Below are 18,649 nucleotides of genomic sequence, written 5' to 3' on the forward strand. Positions count from 1 at the left end.
TTACCTGAACATAGAGACGTAGTGATATAAGCGTCAAGAAGGCGACGAGAATCGGCTCTGGACGAGCGCCAATCAGCGCCGGCACGGAAGCGGAGGAACCGGTGGAATCGGTGACAGCAGAGGCACGCGAGCGCAAGCCCGAGGAGGTCAAGTCGGCAGCTCGGGTCCTCGAGGTCCTCGAACTGCTGGGCGCGGGTGGAGCCAGACTCTCGCTCGCCGAGCTGGCGAGCGCCATGCGGGTGCCGAAGAGCAGCCTGCACGCCGTCCTGCGCACCATGGAGGGGCGCGGCTGGGTGGACGCCGACGCGGCGGGCACCCGCTACAGCCTGGGCCTGAAAGCGCTGATGACCGGCACGGCCTATCTGGAGGGCGACGACGTCGTGAGCCTGGCGGGCCCGGTGCTGGACGCGCTGGCGGAGGAGACGGGCGAGGCGGTGCACCTGACCCGGCTGTCCGGCCCGGACGTGGTCTACCTCGCCAAGCGCGAGTCGCGGCACGCGTTGCGCATGTACTCGGCCGTGGGCCATCGGGTGCCCGCGCACGCCATCGCACCGGGCAAGGCGATGCTCGCGCAGTACGAGCCGGGCGAGGTCGACCGGCGGCTCGGGTGGCCGCTGGAGAAGCTCACCCCGGACACCGTCGTCGAACCCGCGCAGCTGGCCGCCCAACTGGCGGAGGTGCGGCTGCGAGGCTGGGCCCTGGACGACGGCGAGAACTCGCCCGGGGTGCGCTGCGTGGCGGTGGCCCTGGGCGCCGGACACGACGGCGGCGACGCCGTGAGCTGCTCGGCTCCCGGCAGCCGGATGGACGCCCGGCGCACCGAGGAGATCGCGCTCGCGGTGACCGAGGCGGCGCACTCGCTGCGCACCTTGCTCAAGCGGCTCGGCCAGCACTGAAGGCGATGTCCGCCGGCCGTTTGACAGGACCGGCGGGACTCCATACGTTCCGATATCCGTACACCATACGCTTATCTGTACGCAGGAGCTTTCATGTCATCAAACCCTGCCGTCACCCCGCCGCTCCTCGCCCCGGCCCCCTGGGTCGAGGAGCGTGGTGCGAAGATCCGCATCACGGCCGTCCGGACCTTCCTCACCGCGCCGCACGGCTGCCCGCACCTGATCGTGCGGGTCGAGACGAACGAGCCAGGACTGTACGGCCTCGGCTGCGCGAGCGACCCCCAGCGTACGCTCGCGGTGCGAACCGTGCTGGAGGAGTACCTGGGGCCGATGCTCGTCGGCCGTGACCCCGACGACATCGAGGACATCCACCGGCTGCTGCTGAACAGCGGATACTGGCGCGGCGGCTCCATCGAGTCCAACGCGCTCGGCGGTGTCGACGTGGCGCTGTGGGATCTGAAGGCCAAGCGCCTGGGCGCCCCGCTCCACTCGCTCTTCGGCGGCCGGGTGCGCCGCCGGGCCGCCGCGTACACGCATGTCGACGGCGCCGACGCGGCGGAGATCGCGGAACAGGTGGCCGCCGCCAGGGAGCGCGGTTTTCGCCATGTCCGGGTGCAGGTCGCCGTGCCCGGCGCCGACACCTACGGCGCCGCGCGCGGCGGCTCGATCGATGCCGCCGCGGCGCGTGAGCGCCGGGTGCCGTGGGACTCGGCCGCCTATCTGCGGACCGTGCCGAAGGCGCTGGCACGGGTGCGCGAGCTGGTCGGCGACGAGGTGGAGTTGCTGCACGACGTGCACGAGAGGCTCGATCCGCGGCAGGCCAGGGAATTCCTGCGCCGAGTCGAGGATACGGCGCTGTACTTCGTCGAGGACCTGCTCGCTCCCGAAGACGCGGCGCATTTCGCCCGGCTGCACGCCGCCTCTCCCGTGCCGCTGGCCGTGGGCGAGCTGTTCCACGACCCGAAGCAGTTCCTCGCCCTGCTCGACGGCCCCGACATCGACTTCGCCCGGCTGCGCATCCCGACCCTCGGCGGTCTCACCCCAGCCCGCAAGCTCGCCGCTCTGTGCGAGCTGCGCGGCGTGCGGCTCGCCCCGCACGGGCCGGCGGATGTCAGCCCCGTGGCCCAGGCCGCGACCCTCGCGATGACGATAGGCAGCCACGCCTTCGGGGTCCAGGAGGCGGCCGCCTTCAAGCCCGCGGTGCTGGAGGTCTTCCCCGGGACGATCGTTCCGGTCGACGGCGGCCTGGCGCCGCGCGAGAAGCCCGGCCACGGGGTGGACTTCGACGAGATCGCCGCCCGCCGCTACCCGGTGCCGGAGCCGCTGGAGCACGACCGGTGGGCGCTGCTGCGCGCCGTCGACGGCAGCGTCCATCGTCCGTAATGCCGCCGATATCGTCAGGGAATTATCTGACGCAATGGCGGAAGATTGTAAACTAATTTCCCTGACCGTTTACCTGGTTATTTGCCGAGGCGCAGGTAAAGGGAAGTCGATCTGGCCTTGACTTAATAACACACTTGGTTTTACATGGCCGACATCAGGTGGACAGGAAGGCCTAAACCCATGCATGCTCACCAGCAGGTCGGCGAGGAGCGCATAGCCAAGTTCCTCAAAGAGCGGCTGCGTTCCGCGCTGTACCCCCACCGTGTGCCCATGGACATCGTGGCCTGGACCGCGCCGGGCGAGCCGGTGGCGGCGTCGACGGCTTTGAAGGCCGACTTTCACCCGTTCACGATCGGCGGAGAATGGGGCGCGCCGTGGTCCACCACCTGGTTCCGGTTCACGACGGAGATTCCGCGGCGCTGGGCGGGCCGCCGGGTCGAGGCGATTTTCGACCTCGGCTTCGATCTCACCCGCGGGCCCGGCGGTCAGGCTGAGGGGTTCGTCCATGACGAGCGGGGCAAGCCGCTGCAGGGTCTGCACCCGTACAACCGCACTCTGTTGCTGAATCGGTGCGCTGCTGGAGGTGAACCGGTCCATCTGCTCGTGGAAGCCGCGGGGAATCCCCCCATTGTGGGCAGCGCGGGCGTCAATACCCAGTTCGGCGACCCCGTGACCGCCGGAAGCGCGCCCCTGTACCAGCTCCGCCGCGCCGACATCGTTGTCCGGGACGAGGACGTCTGGCACCTGATCCACGACGTGGAGGTGCTTTATGAGCTGATGCTGGCCTTGCCCGAGTCGCTGCCGCGCCGGCACGAGATCCGGGTCGCACTGGAGCGCGCCGTCGACGCCGTCGACCCGTACGAGGTGCCGGCCACCGCGGCTCGCGCCCGCGAGGTCCTCGCGCCTGTCCTGGCCCGACGCGCCCACGAGTCGGCGCACACCGCCGTCGCGGTGGGCCACGCGCATATCGACTCCGCCTGGTTGTGGCCGCTTCGCGAGACCGTGCGCAAGTGCGCCCGTACCTTCTCCAACATGGTCACGATGGCCGAGGAGTACCCGGAACTGGTCTTCGCCTGCTCTTCGGCCCAGCAGTACGCCTGGATCAAGGAGCACCAGCCGGAGGTCTTCGACCGGGTCCGCAAGGCCGTCGCCGCCGGCAACTGGGTGCCCGTGGGCGGCATGTGGGTGGAGGCCGACGGCAACCTTCCCGGCGGTGAGGCACTGGCCCGCCAACTCGTCATGGGCCGCCGCTTCTTCCGTGACGAGCTCGGCGTGCAGACCGACGGCGTGTGGCTGCCCGACTCCTTCGGATACACCGCGGCCTATCCGCAGATCGCGACGCTCGCCGGGGCCGAGTGGTTCCTCACCCAGAAGCTGTCATGGAACGAGACCAACCGGCTGCCGCACCACACGTTCTTCTGGGAGGGCATCGACGGTACCCGGATCTTCACGCACTTCCCGCCCGTCGACACCTACAACGCCGAGCTGACGGGCGCCGAGCTGGCCCATGCGGTCGCCAACTACGCCGACAAGGGCGGCGGGACCCGCTCCCTGGTTCCCTTCGGCCACGGCGACGGCGGCGGCGGCCCCACCGCCGGGATGATGGAGAAGGCACGGCGGCTGGCCGACCTGGAGGGCTCGCCGCGCGTTAAGATCATGGAGCCGTCGGCATTCTTCCAGCAGGCCCGCGAGGAGTACCAGGACACGGCCCCGGTCTGGCGGGGCGAGCTGTACCTGGAGACACACCGTGGCGTCTACGCCAGCCAGGCCCGCACCAAGCGCGGTAACCGGCGCAGCGAGGCGCTGCTGCGCGAGGCCGAGCTGTGGGCGGCGACCGCCGCCGTGCGGGAAAGCGCTTCATACCCTTACGGGGAACTGACCGAGATCTGGGAGCAGGTGCTGCTGCACCAGTTCCACGACATCCTGCCCGGCTCCTCCATCGCCTGGGTGCACCAGGAGGCCGAGCAGACCTACGCCCGCGTCCACCGCCGGCTGGAGCGCCTGATCGAGCGCGCCACCGGTGCGCGCGGCGACGGCGACGCGCCGACCGTGCTCAACGCCGCGCCGCACGACCGCCGCGAGGTCGTGATCCTCGACGACCGCCCCGCCACCACCGAATGTCAACACCTCGCGGACGACCGCTGGGCGGTTCTCGCCGAGGCTCCCGCTCTCGGCCGCGGTCCGGCCGACCTGCCGCTGGGCGACACCGCCGCGGTCACGGCCGTCGAGGACGACGGTTTCGTCCTCGACAACGGCCTGATCCGGATTCGCATCGACGGGGACGGGCTCGTACGCTCCGCCGTCGACCTCGCCTCCGGCAGGGACGCGATCGCACCCGGCGGGGCGGGCAATCTGCTGCAGCTGCATCCCGACGACCCGGTGCGCTGGAGCGCCTGGAACATCGACCCGACCTACCGCAGCGTCCACCGCGACCTCACCGAGGCGCTCTCGGTCGAACTGCTCGATCGGGGCCCGCTGCGGGCGAGCGTACGCGTCACCCGCTCCACCGGCCGCTCCACCATCGTGCAGGACCTGCTCCTCACGGCCGGCAGTCACGCCCTCGTCGTCGACTCCGACATCGACTGGCGGGAGCGCGACATGCTGCTGAAGGCCGCGTGGCCGCTGGACGTGCACGCGGAGAGCGCCCGCGCCGAGATCCAGTACGGCCACGTCGAGCGCCCCACGCACGAGAACACCAGCTGGGACGCGGCCCGTTTCGAGCTGTGGGCGCACCGTTGGATCCACGTCGGCGAGCACCGGTGGGGCGTGGCGCTGGCCACGGACTCCACCTACGGCCACGACATCAGCCGCAGCACCCGCGCGGCCGGAGGCACCACGACCACCGTGCGGCTGTCGCTGCTGCGCTCCCCGCACAGCCCCGACCCGTACGCCGACCGCGGCGGGCACCGCTTCCGGTATGCGCTGCGCCCCGGCGCGGATGTCGGCGCGGCGATCGAGGCCGGCTACGAACTGAACCTGCCGCTGCGTCCCGCCCCCGGCGCGGAGGAAACCGGCCGGCCACTGCTGACGGTGGACAACCCGGACGTGGTGGTGGAGGCCGTCAAGCTCGCCGACGACCAGTCGGGAGATGTGATCGTCCGTCTCTACGAATCCCGCGGCGGGCAGGCCCGGACCACGCTCACCGCGCACTTCCCGGTGACTCACGTACGGGAGACGGACCTGCTGGAGGACCCGTTCCCGAGTTCGCACGCCCGCGGGGGCAGGAGCCGTCCCCTCCCCGAGCACATCGACGATGGCGGCGAGGTGCCCCTGTCACTGCGTCCCTTCGAGATCGTCACGCTGCGCCTCACCCGTCCGCTGCGGGACGCCGATGTCTGAGATCCAGCCGGCCGACGAGGCCGCGCTCCGCAAGTGGGCCGCCCAGGGCGGGCAGCTCGCCCTGCGCGCCCGGATCGTCCTGCTCGCCTCCCGTGGGATGCGTGACGCCGACATCGCCCGGCAACTCGGTGTCTCCCGTCAGACCGTCGGCACCTGGCGGCACCGCTGGACGGAGTCCGGCATGGACGGGCTGGGGGTCCAGGCCAGGCCCGGCCGTCCCGTGACCGTCGACGAGGCCGATGTCATCGCGCGCATGCTCCTCGGCCCCGGCAGCGGCGCCGCGTCCAGGGCCATCGCCCGCGACCTCGGCCTGTCGCACGCCACGGTCGCGTCGGTGCGCCGCCGCTGGTCCGCCGGGCCGCCCGCGGACCCGCCGCTGCCGAGCCCGGACCTGTGGGTCATCGGCCTGTACGCCGACGCAGAACGCACCGTGCTGCTCACCGGCACCCGTCACCAGTCGGCCGGGGGCCCGCCGGAGGGCAGCGGGGTCGGCGCGGACGTACTGTCGGAGCTGGACCGGGCCTGCGAGGCACTCGCGGCCGTCGCTCTGCCGAGCGACTCCAGCCGGCCGGGAAGTCTGGCCGGTTTCCTGGCCAGAACCCGCCGCCGGCATCCGCACGTCGCGCTGCACGCCCTCGTGCTGCGGGGAACACCTGACATCGCGGGCGGCGACGTCGATGTCACGTTCCACCGCGTCCTCGGCTCCTCGCACTGGCGCGGCTATCTGCGCGCTCTGATCACCCTGGACAGCACCCGGCATCCGGAGTCCTCCCGCCGCGTCTACCTCGACCTCGCGGGCGCGATCGGCCGCTACGCGGCGGAACCGCCCGGCGAGCCGCTTCAGTGGCTGCGCGAGAGCATCGCGAGCCACGTGCCGTCCGGCGAGGAGCCGGACGCCGCGCTGCGCCGCGAGACGTCGGGCGGGGCCAACCACATCGACCTGGGCTCGTTCAACGAGTGCGTCGTCATCGAGGTCGTCCGGCTCTCGGGCACGATCACCCGTGGCGAGATAGCCCACCGCACCGGCCTGACACAGCAGTCGGTGTCCAGGATCTCCCGGTCGCTGCTCGCCCGCGGCATCCTCGTCGAGGACGCCCAGCGGCACGCCACCACGGGCAAGCCCCGTACCCCGGTGCGGCTGCGCGGCGACGCGGCGCACGCGGTGGGCATCCACATCGACCCGGAGGTCATCACCGCCGTCGTCATCGACCTCGACGGCACGCTCATCGCCGTACGCGCTCAGCCCGTGCACCGGACCGCCGATCCGGAGGTGCTGGTCAAGCAGGTGGTACAGCTGGGCAGCGATGTGCTGGCCGATGCCCGCGGCGCGGTGCGCGCGGACGGCTTCCTCGGCATCGGCGTCGCGGTTCCAGGACCGGTGGACATCGCCTCGGGCACCGTGCTCGATCCGCCGCTGATGTCGGTGTGGACCGATCTGCCGCTGCTGTATCTGCTCAAGGACCACTTTCAGTGTCCGCTGATCATGGAGAAGGACGCCGCCGCGGCCGCCGCGGGCGAGCGATGGATCGGACGCGACCGCCGGGCGCGCGACTTCGCCTACCTCTATCTCGGCACCGGTGTGGGCTCCGGGCTGTATCTGAACGGCGACCTGTATCGGGGCACCAGCGCCAATGCCGGTGAGTTCGGCCAGCTCTGTGCTGTGGCCCTGGGCCGTACGGAGCCCGGCGGCAGGCCGGAGATCCTCCCCGAGTGCAATCCACCGGTCGGCCTTTCGCAACTGGCCGCCCGCCACGGCTGCGCCGCCGGCACGGATCAGCCGGGCAGCACCGCGGCGTACCATGTGATCACCGAGGCGGCCGCCGGCGGCGATCCTGCCGCCGGCGCGGCTGTGCGGGACCTGGCGCGGGCCATCGGGCAGGGCGCCATCGGTCTGGTCGATCTGCTGGACATCGATCTGGTGGTTCTGGGCGGCCCCTTCTTCACCGATGAGGCGGCCCCGCTGTACCTCGGCCACATCGGGGCGATGGTCAACGACTTCCCCACCGCGCGGCGGCTGCGGCACGTCGATGTCGAGGCGTCGGTGCTAGGCCCGGAGGCGGCGGCGGTCGGCGCGGCCTCCACCATCTTCCACGCCACGTTCACCCCGCGGCTGGGCAGCAACACCCTGTGGCGGGCCTCGCAGGCCGCCGGCCGGTTCGTGTGACGGGCCGCCCCTGAGGTGTCAGCCGAGCGGCGGCGACCGAGGCTGGGCGGACAGCGCCTGGTCGAGAACCAGGCAGGCGTGCTCGCCGTCACCCTCGTCTCCGTCACTCCTCCCAGGGGCAGGAGCCGGCCTCGGGCTGGGGCAGCCGGATCGTGTCCCCTTCACCGTCGGGCCACGTCACGTCCGCGAGAAGGGTGGTGCCTTCGGCGCGGGAGGTGACCCGCGGCAGCGCGGCGGGGTCGGTGCCGCCGAGGTGGACGAGCGCGACGAACAACGTGCCGTGGGCGATCGGTCCGTCGCTCTCCACGACGGGGGTGGCGGACGCGGCGCCGAGCGCGTTGCTGTCCGAGCCCACCACCACGGCGGCCTTGGGCAGTCCCCGCGTCCCGACGACGACGGAGACCAGCCCCGCCGCGTTCTCGACCCGCGCGGTGGCGCCGTCGGTGCGGCCGGGTGACGACCGCGGATCGGCGGCCAGAGCCCAGCCGCCGATGCGCAGGATGTGTGCCGATGCTCCGGCGCCCGGCGCGGGGTCGATGCGCGCGGCCCGTACCTCGACCGATCCGCGCAGTGCGGAGCCGACCGTGATCCAGGGGCCCAGGACGTACCGGGTGTCCGGCCCGCCGAACGGATCCCAGGTCGCGTCTTGTGGCCAGTGCGCCCGCGAGCGGGAAACCGCGACCGCACCGTCAACGCGGACCCTGGTCGCCGGACGCCGGTGCGAGGCACGCCCCGCGGCGTCCAGCAGCACGACCGCGTTGTCCACCGGGTCGGCGCCCGCACAGGCGCCGGGACCCGCCGTCGGGTCGCCCGGGGTTTCGGGTGCCGTGTGCGTGGAGTAGGCGAAACGCGCGTAACAGGGGTCGTCGGCGTGCGGGCGGGCCGGGTCGGCGTGGTCGCCGCCGTGGCTGACCACGCGTACGACACCGTCGGCGGCGGTGCCGGAGACGAGCCAGCCGGGGGCCCGGAGACTTCGCGTGAAGTCGCCCTGCTCGACGGCGAGCGGGGCGGCCTCCTCGGTCCACACCGGATGGTCCGGGGGCAGGGCGAGGCCGATGAAACCCTTGCCGGCCCAGTACGGCGACGCGGGCCCCGAGTACACCTGCAGCACGCCACGGTAGGGCTGGTGCCAGCCGAGCGTCAGCAGCCCCTTCGCGTCGACGGCTCCGCCCTCGGTGAAGTGGCCGAGCATCCGGCTCGCGATCGCCCGGGTCTCCCCTGGCGCCAGCGGTGTGGCGTCGAACAGCGCGCCCGTCCAGAGCGGCGCCAGCGCGGCGTGCCGGTAGGTGAGCGAGCGGCCCTGGATCAGCGGTGAACCGTTGGCGCCGACCAGCAGTCGCTGGTCTTGGAGGAAGCGCCGCAGCCGGTCCCGGTAGCGGTCGAGGAGCCCGGCGGGTGCCTCATCGCCCAGGATGCGGCAGAACCACAGCGGGTACAGGTGCATCGCCCAGCCGTTGTAGTGGTCGAAGTTGCGCCGCTCGCCGCCGGTGAGCCCGTCGGAGTACCAGCCGCCGCCCGCGTACCAGCCGTCGGTCAGCGCGATGATCCGGTCGAGATCCTGCTGACTCCATCGGCCTCCGGCACTGCGGGCGAACGCCTCGGTGACACCTTGGAACCAGATCCAGTTGTTGCCGGGCATCGGATCGCCGACCATAGGGGCGAGCCAGTCCAGCACCCGCTGTCTGACCCGGTCGTCGAGGCGGTCCCAGATCAGCGGCCGCGTCTCGTGCAGCGCCAGCACGATCGAGGCGGCCTCGACCTTGGCCTGGGCGCACTCGGTGAACGTGGGCCAGCGCCGCGGATTGTCCGGGTCGGTGCCGGCGGCCAGTCCGGCCGCGTACCACCCGGCGAAGTCATGCGGGTCCTCGCCCCCCGCGCCCGCCAGGCGGAAGCCCGCCAGCAGGAAGGTGCGGGCGAAGCCCTCGAGCCCATCGCTGAGCACACCGTTGATGCTCGGAGGACCGGGGAGCTGAATCAGCGAATGCCCATCGGTGGCGAAGGGCCGTACGGCGAGCAGCAGTTCGTCCGCCGTCCGCTCCCAGTGGGCGCGGTCCTCTGCGGGGGTGCGGTTCATGAACGGCTGGCCTCCCATGCCTCTTCGTCCTCGGCAGCAGCCGGTAAACCGGCATCGGACGCTATGAGCCGCTGAAGGAGTTTGTCAACATCACCTGGCTGTAGACGCCTGCCAACCGGCGCTCGGCCCGCCTGACGACCGGCGTGCCGAAAATTCTTCGAAGAAGTCCGGGAGGGGGTGTCGGATCGGGGCGGTTGTGTTCGTAGCAGGGGTGAGGCCGACCGCAAGGGGCGGCGCGTAGGTGAAGGAACCTCGATCATGAAGCTGACGACCGTGACTCGGGCCACCATCGATGGAGTGATGCGGGGAAACGGCGGTGCGTCGGATGAGGACCGCAGGAACGGATTCGAGCGTGGCGGCCATCAGTGAGCTGAAGGCCAAGCCCGGGGGTGAGCTGCAGGTGCACGGAAGTGGCATCCTGACCCGGTGGCTGCTGGAGAACGACCTGGTCGAGGAGATGATTCCGATCGTGATCCTCGGCCAGGGCGCGAGACCGGTCCGGATCTTGCGCTCAACCAGGTCGAGTCGCGGGTCGGCTCGAAGGGCGTGACGATCCAGGTCTACCGGCCGGCCGGACGCCCGCGGTATGCGAGGCCCTGAAGCCCCTGACCACAGAACCACGCTGACTTGACACCACAGGAGATGATCTTCAAATGCGATATCTGGTTTCCGTGATCGATGACAAGAGCAATCCCGGCAGCACGGACAGGCGACCTGCCATCAGCGTGTTCAACGAACGACTGATCGCCGAAGGCTACTGGGTCTTCTCAGGCGGACTCGCGGACACCGACGCGGCCACGGTCATCGACAACCGGGGCGAGCAGGCGGTGTTCAGCGACGGGCCTTTCGTGGAGTCGAAGGAGTACCTCGCCGGCGTCTGGGTGTGGGAGGCCCCCGATCTGGATGTGGCGCTCAAGCTCGCCGCCGAGGCCTCGAAGGTCTGCGATCGGAAGATCGAGGTGCGGCCGTTCCTGTGAGCGACGTCGAGGAGGCGATCACCCGGGTCCACCACGACGAGTGGGCGCGGGTAGTGGCCGCTCTGACCAGGCGTTTCGGTGACCTCGACATCGCCGAGGAGGCGGCTGCCGAGGCGTTCGCGACCGCCGTGGAGCGGTGGCCGGCCGACGGCCTGCCCCCCAATCCCGGCGCCTGGCTGACCACCACCGCCAACCGCAAGGCCATCGACCGGATCCGGCGCGAGAACAAACGCGACGACAAGCACAAGGAGGCTCAGATGCTGCACGACAACACCCCACCCGAGCCGCTGGGCGCCATCGACGACGACCGGCTCCGGCTGATCTTCACCTGCTGTCACCCGGCGCTGGCGATGGAAGCGCGCGTGGCGTTGACGCTGCGCATGATCGGCGGTCTGACCGTGCCCGAGATCGCCCGGGCCTTCCTGGTGCAGGGGACCACCATGGAGCAGCGCATCACCCGCGCGAAGGCCAAGATCAAGGTGGCTCGCATCCCCTATCGGATGCCGTCCGCCGACGATCTGCCGGCTCGTGTCTCCGGCGTCCTGGCCGTCCTGTTCCTCGTCTTCAACGAGGGCTACCTGGCCAGCGGCCCCGGCGCCGATCCCGTACGACACGACCTGACCACCGAGGCGATCCGGCTCACCCGCCTGATCCGCGCGCTCCTGCCGCAGGACGGAGAAGTGGCCGGCCTGCTGGCGCTGATGCTGCTGATCGAGGCCCGTCGCACCGCCCGGGTCTCGGCCGGCGGCGAACTGGTCCCCCTGGCCGAGCAGGACCGCGGGGCCTGGGACGCGGCGCTGATCGCCGAGGGGCATCGGCTGGTGCGTGAGCGCCTGGCCGCTGCCGCCGCCGGGATGGCTCCGGGCCGCTACCAGATTCTGGCGGCGATCAACGCGGTGCACACCTCCGCCCGCGACATCCGCGACACCGACTGGTCGCAGGTCCTCGCCCTCTACGACCAGCTCGTCCGCCTCGACCCCTCGCCGATCATCGCCCTCAACCGCGCCATCGCCGTGGCCGAGCTCGACGGACCGGAGGTGGCGCTGGCCATCGTTGACCCCCTCGCCGAGGCGTTGGCCGGCTATCACGCCTACCACGCCACCCGCGCCGACCTGCTGCGCAGGCTGGGCCGGAGTCAGCAGTCACGCGCGGCCTACGACCGGGCCATCGAGCTGGCCGGCAACACCGGCGAGACCGCCTACCTCACCCGCCGCCGCGCCCAACTGCAGTAGCGAGCCCGGAGCCGATCCAGGCGCGCAGTCGCTCCAGATGCCGGCTGATCTTCGCGCTCACCTCGGCCGAGCGCACCGCGAGGTCCAGGTAGCGCTCGATCCACGCCCCAAGATCGTCATCGGCCGGTCGAGCTCCTGCGGCAGCATCAGCGTCTTCCGGCCTTGTGACCGCATCGGCGATCAGACGGCCCGGTCGATGAGAGCCCGCATGAGCTCGCCGGCGAAATCGGCGGGTTGGCTCATGCAGCCGACGTGGCCGCCGGGAAAGTCGATCACCTGTCGGCCGAGTTGCTTGCCCAGTTCGATGGTGGCTTCGCGGCACGGGTAGCCGTGCGAGTCCCGGCCGGCCGCCAGGACGATCCGGTCAGCGTAGGTGCGCAGCGGATCCAGCTTGAGGATGGTCGTCGGGTATTGACGCAGTTCGTGCTCGAACCAGTAGGCGAGATTGGCGAGCATCTGGTCGCCGGCGTTGAGGTCCATCGCGCGGGCCATGGCGGCCCGGTCGGAGACGGCGAAGGTCTTTTCGCGGAACTGCTGGAGCGCCGGCTCCACCCCGCTCCGGTGGTAGAGATCGTAGACCTCGTGGAAGAAGTCCACCCATGTGTGTCCGTCGGATAGCAGTCGTACGGTCGGCGGCTCGAAGGCCACGAGCGTACCGACCACGGCGGGATGGCGGATGAGGACTTCCAGCACCACTATCGCGCCAGAGCTGACGCCGAAGAGCGTGGCTGGTTCATCGCTTAGGCACTCGACCAGGCGCCGCAGGTCGTCGGCGTCGGTTTCGAGACGGCGGCCGAAGTCCTGCGGCCCCTCCAGGCGGCTGCGGGAAAAGCCGCGCCGATCGTAGACGGCGACGGTGTAGGACGCCGCCAGGTACTTCGCCGCCCTGCGAAAACCCTCTGCCGTTCCGCTGGCACCGGGGGCCATCACCATGACAGGCCCGCTCCCGAGGGTCTCGTAGTAGAGGTGAGCGCCAGGAACCTTGAGAATGCTCACGCGTCTGCCTTCTTCCGCGTGCCGGCGGGCGTTCTGGCGGCTTTGCGGCGCAGGAAGCCGAAGCGGGCCAGGGCGATGAGCGCGACCTTCAATACGACGAGTGCGATGACGACGTTGGCGGCCACGCCGGTCCACGCCGATTCCGCCACGACGGTGCCGGCCAGTCCGACATGCAGGCCGATGATCAGCACCACGGCCAGCCCGAGGAGGATCGTCTTGAGGTTGGAGCGCAGAAAGCTTCGGCGGCGGATGGGCGTCGCCGCGGCGGTCTCTGGAAAGGCTGCGGCGTCGGAGGTTTCGGACTGTTGCCAGGTCATGGTCACCGGGTCGCGGCGGCTGAAGCGCTCGAAGTCCCGGGTGATGAGGTCCCGTATCTGGCGCAGGCCGTCCTCGTCGGCGGCGTCGATGAGCAGCGTCAAGGTGCCGGGGTCGGCGGTGAGCGTGCACTGCCCCCATGGGGTGAAGGTGACGGTCCCGTTGGTGTCGGACCATTCGGCGGCCACCTGTACCTCGCGGCGGGCCATCATGCCGTGCAGGTGCATGCGGGATGTATGACCGCCGTCGCCCATGGCGGCGGCGTGCTTGCAGAACTGGACGAGGTACCGGCTCGCCCGTTCGGTCTCGATCTGAGCTTTCAGGATCGGCATCGCATTCCTTCTGGTCGTCTTTGTGGAGGGAACCGCCCCGGCTGCGCGCAGGTGCCCGGTCAGGGTGGCGGGGTCAGGGTGGCGGGGTCAGGGCGGCGGGGTCAGGTCCGGGTGAGGGCGACGAGCCAGGCCGCGACGCCGTCCTCGTCGGTCAGCGTCGTCGATGAGGTGGACCAGCAGCCCGCAGTCGAGCACGGTGTCGAAAACTCCTCGAGCTCGCCCAGCCGCCTGACGTCGTGGTGCAGGAATCGCGCGGTCAGTGCCCGCTCGGCCGCCTTCTGCTCGGCGGCCCTGATCGCGGAGGCGGCGACGTCGACGCCGGTGGCCTCCAGGCCGATACCGGCGCACATGAGCACGTGCTCGCCGGTGCCGCAGCCGACGTCCAGCACCCGGCCGCCGATGGAGCCGGCCTCGGCCAGGGCCAGGAACGCCGGTTGCGGGCGACCGATGTCCCACCGCGGCCGGTCGGCGTACACCTCTTCCCACTTCGGCGGGCCGGCGTGCAGATCATGTGGCCCGTGCGCGGCGTGGTGGTGTTGGTGAAGGGATGAGTTCCGCATGCGATTGTCCCGTTCTTGACGACGGAGAGGTTGCGCTCGGTCGGCCATGGGTCGTCATGGCCGGGGCGTTCTGTCGACACCAGATTTATCGAGACATCATGTCTCTGTCAATGTCACTATGTTTCGCGTTTGAACGAGGTGTATGGTCGATGTCGTGCCCAAGTTGTGGAACGAGACGATCGACAAGCATCGCGCCGCGGTGCGGGACGCGGCCTTGGACGCCATGGCCAAGCTGGTGGCCGAGCACGGGCTGGTCGCGTTGACGATGTCGCAGATCGCCGAGCAGGCCGGTATCGGGCGGGCGACTCTGTACAAGTACTTCCCCGACGCCCACACCGTTCTCACCGCCTGGCACGAACGCGAGATCACCGCGCACCTCGACCAACTCGCCGCCGTCGTCGATCCCGCCGATCCGGCCGTCGTACGCCTGCAAGCCGTTCTGCAGACCTACGCGCACATCCAGCGCCACCGGGCGGGGCACCACGGCAGTGAGCTCGCCACGCTGCTCCATCGCGGCGAACACGTCGAGCGTGCGCAGCGACGACTACGCGACTTCATCCAACACCTGCTTGCCGAGGCCGCCCAGGCCGGTGACCTGCGCGACGACGTGCCTGCCGACGAACTGGCCGGCTACTGCCTGCACGCCCTCACCGCGGCCAGTACCGTCACCGGTCAGGAAGCGGTCCACCGCCTGGTCGCTGTCACCCTGGACGGGCTACGTCCGGCACCACCTGCTCACCAGCAGAGGTGAATCACCCAGTACTGTCAGCGTTGACCTCCTCGGCTCTCGCCCGTAGTTCCGGCGTCATCGCAGGTACTGCCATCAGATCCGGCCGCCCACCGCGACCTACGGGCCGTTCCATGCCGGAGATCCCCGGAAAGCCGCAAGCCAACGCCAATGCAGACGCCCTCCCGGCCGGCTGTTCCGGTGCGGCGTCGTCCTTGTGCACCGCACCCGGATCCGTCCTTGCGGTAGGAGCCGTGCGTCGAGCCGCCCGGCCGCGACAGACCTTCGTCCGGGTCGCAACTCGCGCTGACCACGGTCTCGTTCGCGCTTGCTCCGAGCCACACGACTGCATCGGCCAGGCTCCTGATCGCGGGTGGTCATGTACCGGCAGCGGCGATCGTCATACCGGGCCTGACGTGGGCGATCCGGAGAGAGCGCCGCGTGCCGCACGCGGCTGAGAAGCCTGCCTAGGTGCCTCCACACCACCGTGGTCGGTTCGCCAACGACACACGCGCCGGAAGATCTCGACGAAATCTTTTGTGGGCGGTGTCGGATCGGGTCGGGTGTGTTCGTAGCAGGGGTGAGAGGCCGCCCAGGAGGGCGCCCCGACGGAACCGAGAAGGACGTTCCTCATGACTACCTTGACGGAGCCGGGCACAGTCACCACACGCCGCTCCAGCCGCCTGATGTGGGCGATCCTGGGGCTGGTGCTGCTTGCCGACGCGCTCGACGTGATCGATGCAACCGTCACGAACATCGCCGCCCCCACCATCGCCGGCGAGCTCAACGGCGGTGAGAGTCTGATCAAGTGGCTGGGACCGGCGTACATGCTCGCCATGGGTGTCCTGCTCGTGGTCGGCGGGCGGCTGGGTGACAAGTTCGGCCAACGCCGGCTTTTCCTGATCGGCATGGGCGGGTTCACCCTGGCCTCGGCGATCGCCGGGTTCTCACCCGATCCGGCCCTGCTCATCGCCGCCCGGGTCGCTCAGGGAGCGTTCGGGGCTCTGCTCATCCCGCAAGGCATGGCGATCATGACGAAAGCGTTCGACCGCGCCATGCTCGCCAAGGCATTCGGGCTGTTCGGCGTGGTTCTCAGTCTCTCCAGTGTCGCCGGCCCGGTCCTGGCCGGTTTCCTCATCAGCGCCGACGTGTTCGGTCTGTCCTGGCGCCCGATCTTCCTCATCAACATCATCCTCGGCGTCATAGGGCTGATCATGGCCGTCAAGATCCTGCCGCGAGACGACGACGCCGACCGCTCCACTGTCGTCGACGTCTGGGCCTCCGGCCTGCTCGGGGTCAGCATGCTCGGGCTGCTGTACGGCCTGATCGAGGGCTCGACCAACGGCTGGGGCGTCATCCCGATCGTCTCGATCGCCGTCGGCGTCCTGTCCTTCGCCGCCTTCGCCCACCGTCAGCGCACCGCGACCCACCCGCTCATCAAGCCCTCGCTTTTGCGGAACCGGGGTTTCACTTCCGGATTGCTCGTGTGCCTGGTCGCCGTCGCCGCCGGCACCGGCCTGCTCTTCGTGCTGTCCCTGTTCCTGCAGGTGGGGCTGCACGCCAGCGCGAGGGACACCTCGCTCGGCCTGGTACCGCTCACCCTGGGGCTCGTCGCCGCCGGGTTCGCCGCCATGGGTGGCCTGGTCGCCAAGCTCGGTCGCCGGCTCGTCGTCATCGGCCTCACCGTCGACCTCGTCGGCTGCGGTTGGGTCCTGGCCCTCGTCGCTTACTCCGGGACGAACGTCAGCCTCTGGGCGCTGGCCCCGGCATTCTTCGTCATCGGCGTCGGCATTGGCCTCAGCTTCGCCACGATCCCCGTCGTCGCTCTCGGCGACGCGAAACCTGACGAAGCCGGCAGTGCCAGCGGCTCGTTCAGCTCGATCCAGCAACTCGCATCAGCGATCGGCTCGGCCGCGGTCACCTCGATCTTCTTCCAGGCCGCAACCTCCGGACTGGACCACGCCATGAAAGTCAGCCTCATCGTCGTTCTGGGCGTCACCGCCCTCAGCCTCCCGATCGTCGCCCTGATGCCCCGCAAGGCGCCATCAGAACCCCAGCAGTGAGCAACCGGCCAAACGTGGCGAGGATGGCCGGCCGACGGGGGCCTCCCACCCCGCATCGCCGGGTGCGGGGCGGGACAGTCAGAAGTAGTTGGGGGTGAGGTCCGTGGTGGGCCAGGTCGTCACGGCGCCGGTCGCCTGGCCGAGGATGGGATCAATGGTGTCGAAGTCGGGCGTGGCCGTCTCCTCCCGCCGGTTGAAGATCGCGCAATAGCTGACGCCGTTCTGGATCCGCGCGAAGAAGCTGAACGTGCCGGGCATCGACCCGTTGTGCCAGGTGTTCAGCGTGCCGGCGTTGTTGTTGCGGACCTGCCAGCCCAGGCCGTACCACCAGCCGCCCGGCTGCACGCCGATCTCCGGCTGGGCGAACACCTTCGAGATCGACGCCGCGTTGAGCACCGGTCCGGCCCCGTCGAACACGAAGCCCCACTTCAACATGTCGACCGCGGAGGCGAGCCAGCCGCCGTTGGCCCCCTGGTTCGGCATGCTGAAGCCGCCGTAGGGAGAGGGCACGGTCGCGCCCGAGTCGTCCACGACGCTCTTGGAGGTGTACTGCGACTCGTACGGCACCTCGGTGGCGTCCGCCTGCGAGCGCAGGCTCTTGCCGAGGCGCGGCCGGGTGATCCCGACGGGGTCGAGCAGCCTCTTATGTACGTAGGCCTGGTACGTCATGCCGGAGATCTCCTCCAGCACCCGGGCGGCCAGCAGGTAGCCGTAGTTGCTGTAGACGTACTTGGTGCCCGGCGCGAAGTCCAGCTTCCTGCCGGTCACGTACTTCATGATGTCCTCGCGGTCGATCGGCAGGGACGTGCCCAGGGAGGCCGCGATCGTGGCGTCGTGGAAGAGCGGGTCATAGGTCGTCGTACGGTCCCAGCCGCCGATGTGCTGGAGCAGCCGCACTAACGTGACGTCGGCGAGCCGCGGGTCGGCGGTGGTGGACAGCCCGAGCATGGGCGCCACCTTGTCGTTCAGGTCGACGTTCTCGTCCTGGGCCAGCCTGGTCAGCGCGGCGGCTGTCAGGCTCTTGCTGAGGCTGGCGATCCGGAACAGCGAGGTCGGCTGAACGGCAACGGTCACACCATTACGGACGTACGAGCCGTAGCCGCGGGCGAGCAGGATCTTGCCGTTCTTGGCCACCGCGAGCTGGGCGCACGAGATGTTACGCTCGGTGATGTACGTCTTCATGGCGGTGTCGAAGCCCGCCAGCTGGGCCGGCACGACCCCGGTCACCGGGATCGCCGCCGCCTGCGCCGTCGCGGGCCGGGCGCCGAGTGCGAGCGCGGGCACCATACCGGCCCCGACCTGAAGTACCCGCCGCCTGCTGATCACCGTCACGAGTTCCCCTTTGATCACATTTGCCGCAGAGGGATCTTTACTATCACAGTGAACTTAAGGTCTCCACGGCTGAAAAGGGCTTTGCGTCGGGTCCGGAGCCGGTGACGCTGGGTGATCACCTCTCGGGCGTACGGGTGGTGCGAGGACGGCCGGTTCCGATGTTCCTCACCCCCTGTCCGCGGCCGGCGTGAAGACCTTCTCCACGAAGGCTCAAGCGCGTCGCCGTCGAGCTTGCCGTCCAGCTGCCCAGCGTTTGCGG

At 70.1% G+C, this 18,649-nt stretch carries 14 protein-coding genes; 9 read left to right on the plus strand and 5 right to left on the minus strand.

The genetic code is table 11. The annotated features are described in order from the left end of the window. Positions 1-110 precede the first annotated feature (110 nt). The 4 genes from ACFPZ3_RS09855 (at position 111) to ACFPZ3_RS09870 (ending at position 7,782) form a co-directional block, all read left to right on the plus strand. Entirely contained in the window at positions 111-896 is a 786-nt protein-coding gene (locus ACFPZ3_RS09855; RefSeq protein WP_379513683.1) for an IclR family transcriptional regulator, read from the plus strand. 93 nt (positions 897-989) lie between these two features. Further along, complete coding sequence (locus ACFPZ3_RS09860; protein ID WP_379513684.1) at positions 990-2,279, plus strand: enolase C-terminal domain-like protein; 1,290 nt, start codon at positions 990-992, stop codon at positions 2,277-2,279. Positions 2,280-2,459: 180 nt separating this feature from the next. Beyond that, positions 2,460-5,618: an alpha-mannosidase gene (locus ACFPZ3_RS09865; RefSeq protein WP_379513685.1), complete on the plus strand. Its 3,159-nt coding sequence runs from the start codon at positions 2,460-2,462 to the stop codon at positions 5,616-5,618. Next, positions 5,611-7,782, plus strand: a complete 2,172-nt coding sequence (locus ACFPZ3_RS09870; RefSeq protein WP_379513686.1) for an ROK family protein — start codon at positions 5,611-5,613, stop codon at positions 7,780-7,782. The genes ACFPZ3_RS09865 and ACFPZ3_RS09870 overlap by 8 nt, the downstream gene beginning before the upstream one ends. Positions 7,783-7,885: 103 nt before the next feature. On the opposite strand, the gene ACFPZ3_RS09875 is transcribed toward ACFPZ3_RS09870, so the two are convergent. Then, positions 7,886-9,856, minus strand: a complete 1,971-nt coding sequence (locus ACFPZ3_RS09875) for a DUF2264 domain-containing protein (protein ID WP_379513687.1) — start codon at positions 9,854-9,856, stop codon at positions 7,886-7,888. Between the two features lie 352 nt (positions 9,857-10,208). Here ACFPZ3_RS09875 and ACFPZ3_RS09880 point away from each other — a divergent pair, with 352 nt between their 5' ends. The 3 genes from ACFPZ3_RS09880 to ACFPZ3_RS09890 all read left to right on the plus strand — a co-directional run bounded on the left by ACFPZ3_RS09880 (position 10,209) and on the right by ACFPZ3_RS09890 (position 12,065). Beyond that, positions 10,209-10,406: a hypothetical protein gene (locus tag ACFPZ3_RS09880; RefSeq protein WP_379513688.1), complete on the plus strand. Its 198-nt coding sequence runs from the start codon at positions 10,209-10,211 to the stop codon at positions 10,404-10,406. A gap of 103 nt (positions 10,407-10,509) precedes the next feature. Further along, positions 10,510-10,833, plus strand: coding sequence for a YciI family protein (locus ACFPZ3_RS09885; protein WP_379513689.1), 324 nt, complete (start codon positions 10,510-10,512; stop codon positions 10,831-10,833). Next, positions 10,830-12,065 carry an RNA polymerase sigma factor gene (locus ACFPZ3_RS09890; RefSeq protein WP_379513690.1) on the plus strand — a complete coding sequence of 412 codons (1,236 nt, stop codon included), beginning with the start codon at positions 10,830-10,832 and terminating at the stop codon, positions 12,063-12,065. Before ACFPZ3_RS09885 ends, ACFPZ3_RS09890 begins: the two co-directional genes overlap by 4 nt. Before the next feature lie 180 nt (positions 12,066-12,245). On the opposite strand, the gene ACFPZ3_RS09895 is transcribed toward ACFPZ3_RS09890, so the two are convergent. The 3 genes from ACFPZ3_RS09895 to ACFPZ3_RS09905 all read right to left on the minus strand — a co-directional run bounded on the left by ACFPZ3_RS09895 (position 12,246) and on the right by ACFPZ3_RS09905 (position 14,268). Beyond that, positions 12,246-13,061: an alpha/beta fold hydrolase gene (locus ACFPZ3_RS09895; RefSeq protein WP_379513691.1), complete on the minus strand. Its 816-nt coding sequence runs from the start codon at positions 13,059-13,061 to the stop codon at positions 12,246-12,248. Beyond that, on the minus strand, positions 13,058-13,708 hold the full coding sequence (locus ACFPZ3_RS09900) for a DUF2218 domain-containing protein (RefSeq protein ID WP_379513692.1): 651 nt from the start codon (positions 13,706-13,708) through the stop codon (positions 13,058-13,060). Before ACFPZ3_RS09900 ends, ACFPZ3_RS09895 begins: the two co-directional genes overlap by 4 nt. Positions 13,709-13,809: 101 nt before the next feature. Continuing rightward, positions 13,810-14,268 (minus strand): class I SAM-dependent methyltransferase, encoded by a 459-nt coding sequence (locus tag ACFPZ3_RS09905; RefSeq protein ID WP_379513693.1) that lies wholly within the window; start codon positions 14,266-14,268, stop codon positions 13,810-13,812. Positions 14,269-14,422: 154 nt separating this feature from the next. On the opposite strand from ACFPZ3_RS09905, the gene ACFPZ3_RS09910 reads away from it, so the two are divergent. Beyond that, positions 14,423-15,019 (plus strand): TetR/AcrR family transcriptional regulator, encoded by a 597-nt coding sequence (locus ACFPZ3_RS09910; protein ID WP_379513694.1) that lies wholly within the window; start codon positions 14,423-14,425, stop codon positions 15,017-15,019. Between the two features lie 608 nt (positions 15,020-15,627). Beyond that, positions 15,628-17,058, plus strand: a complete 1,431-nt coding sequence (locus ACFPZ3_RS09915; protein WP_379513695.1) for an MFS transporter — start codon at positions 15,628-15,630, stop codon at positions 17,056-17,058. Between the two features lie 78 nt (positions 17,059-17,136). On the opposite strand, the gene ACFPZ3_RS09920 is transcribed toward ACFPZ3_RS09915, so the two are convergent. Beyond that, on the minus strand, positions 17,137-18,390 hold the full coding sequence (locus ACFPZ3_RS09920; RefSeq protein ID WP_379513696.1) for a serine hydrolase domain-containing protein: 1,254 nt from the start codon (positions 18,388-18,390) through the stop codon (positions 17,137-17,139). Positions 18,391-18,649 lie beyond the last annotated feature (259 nt).

This window comes from Nonomuraea insulae (assembly GCF_042656245.1).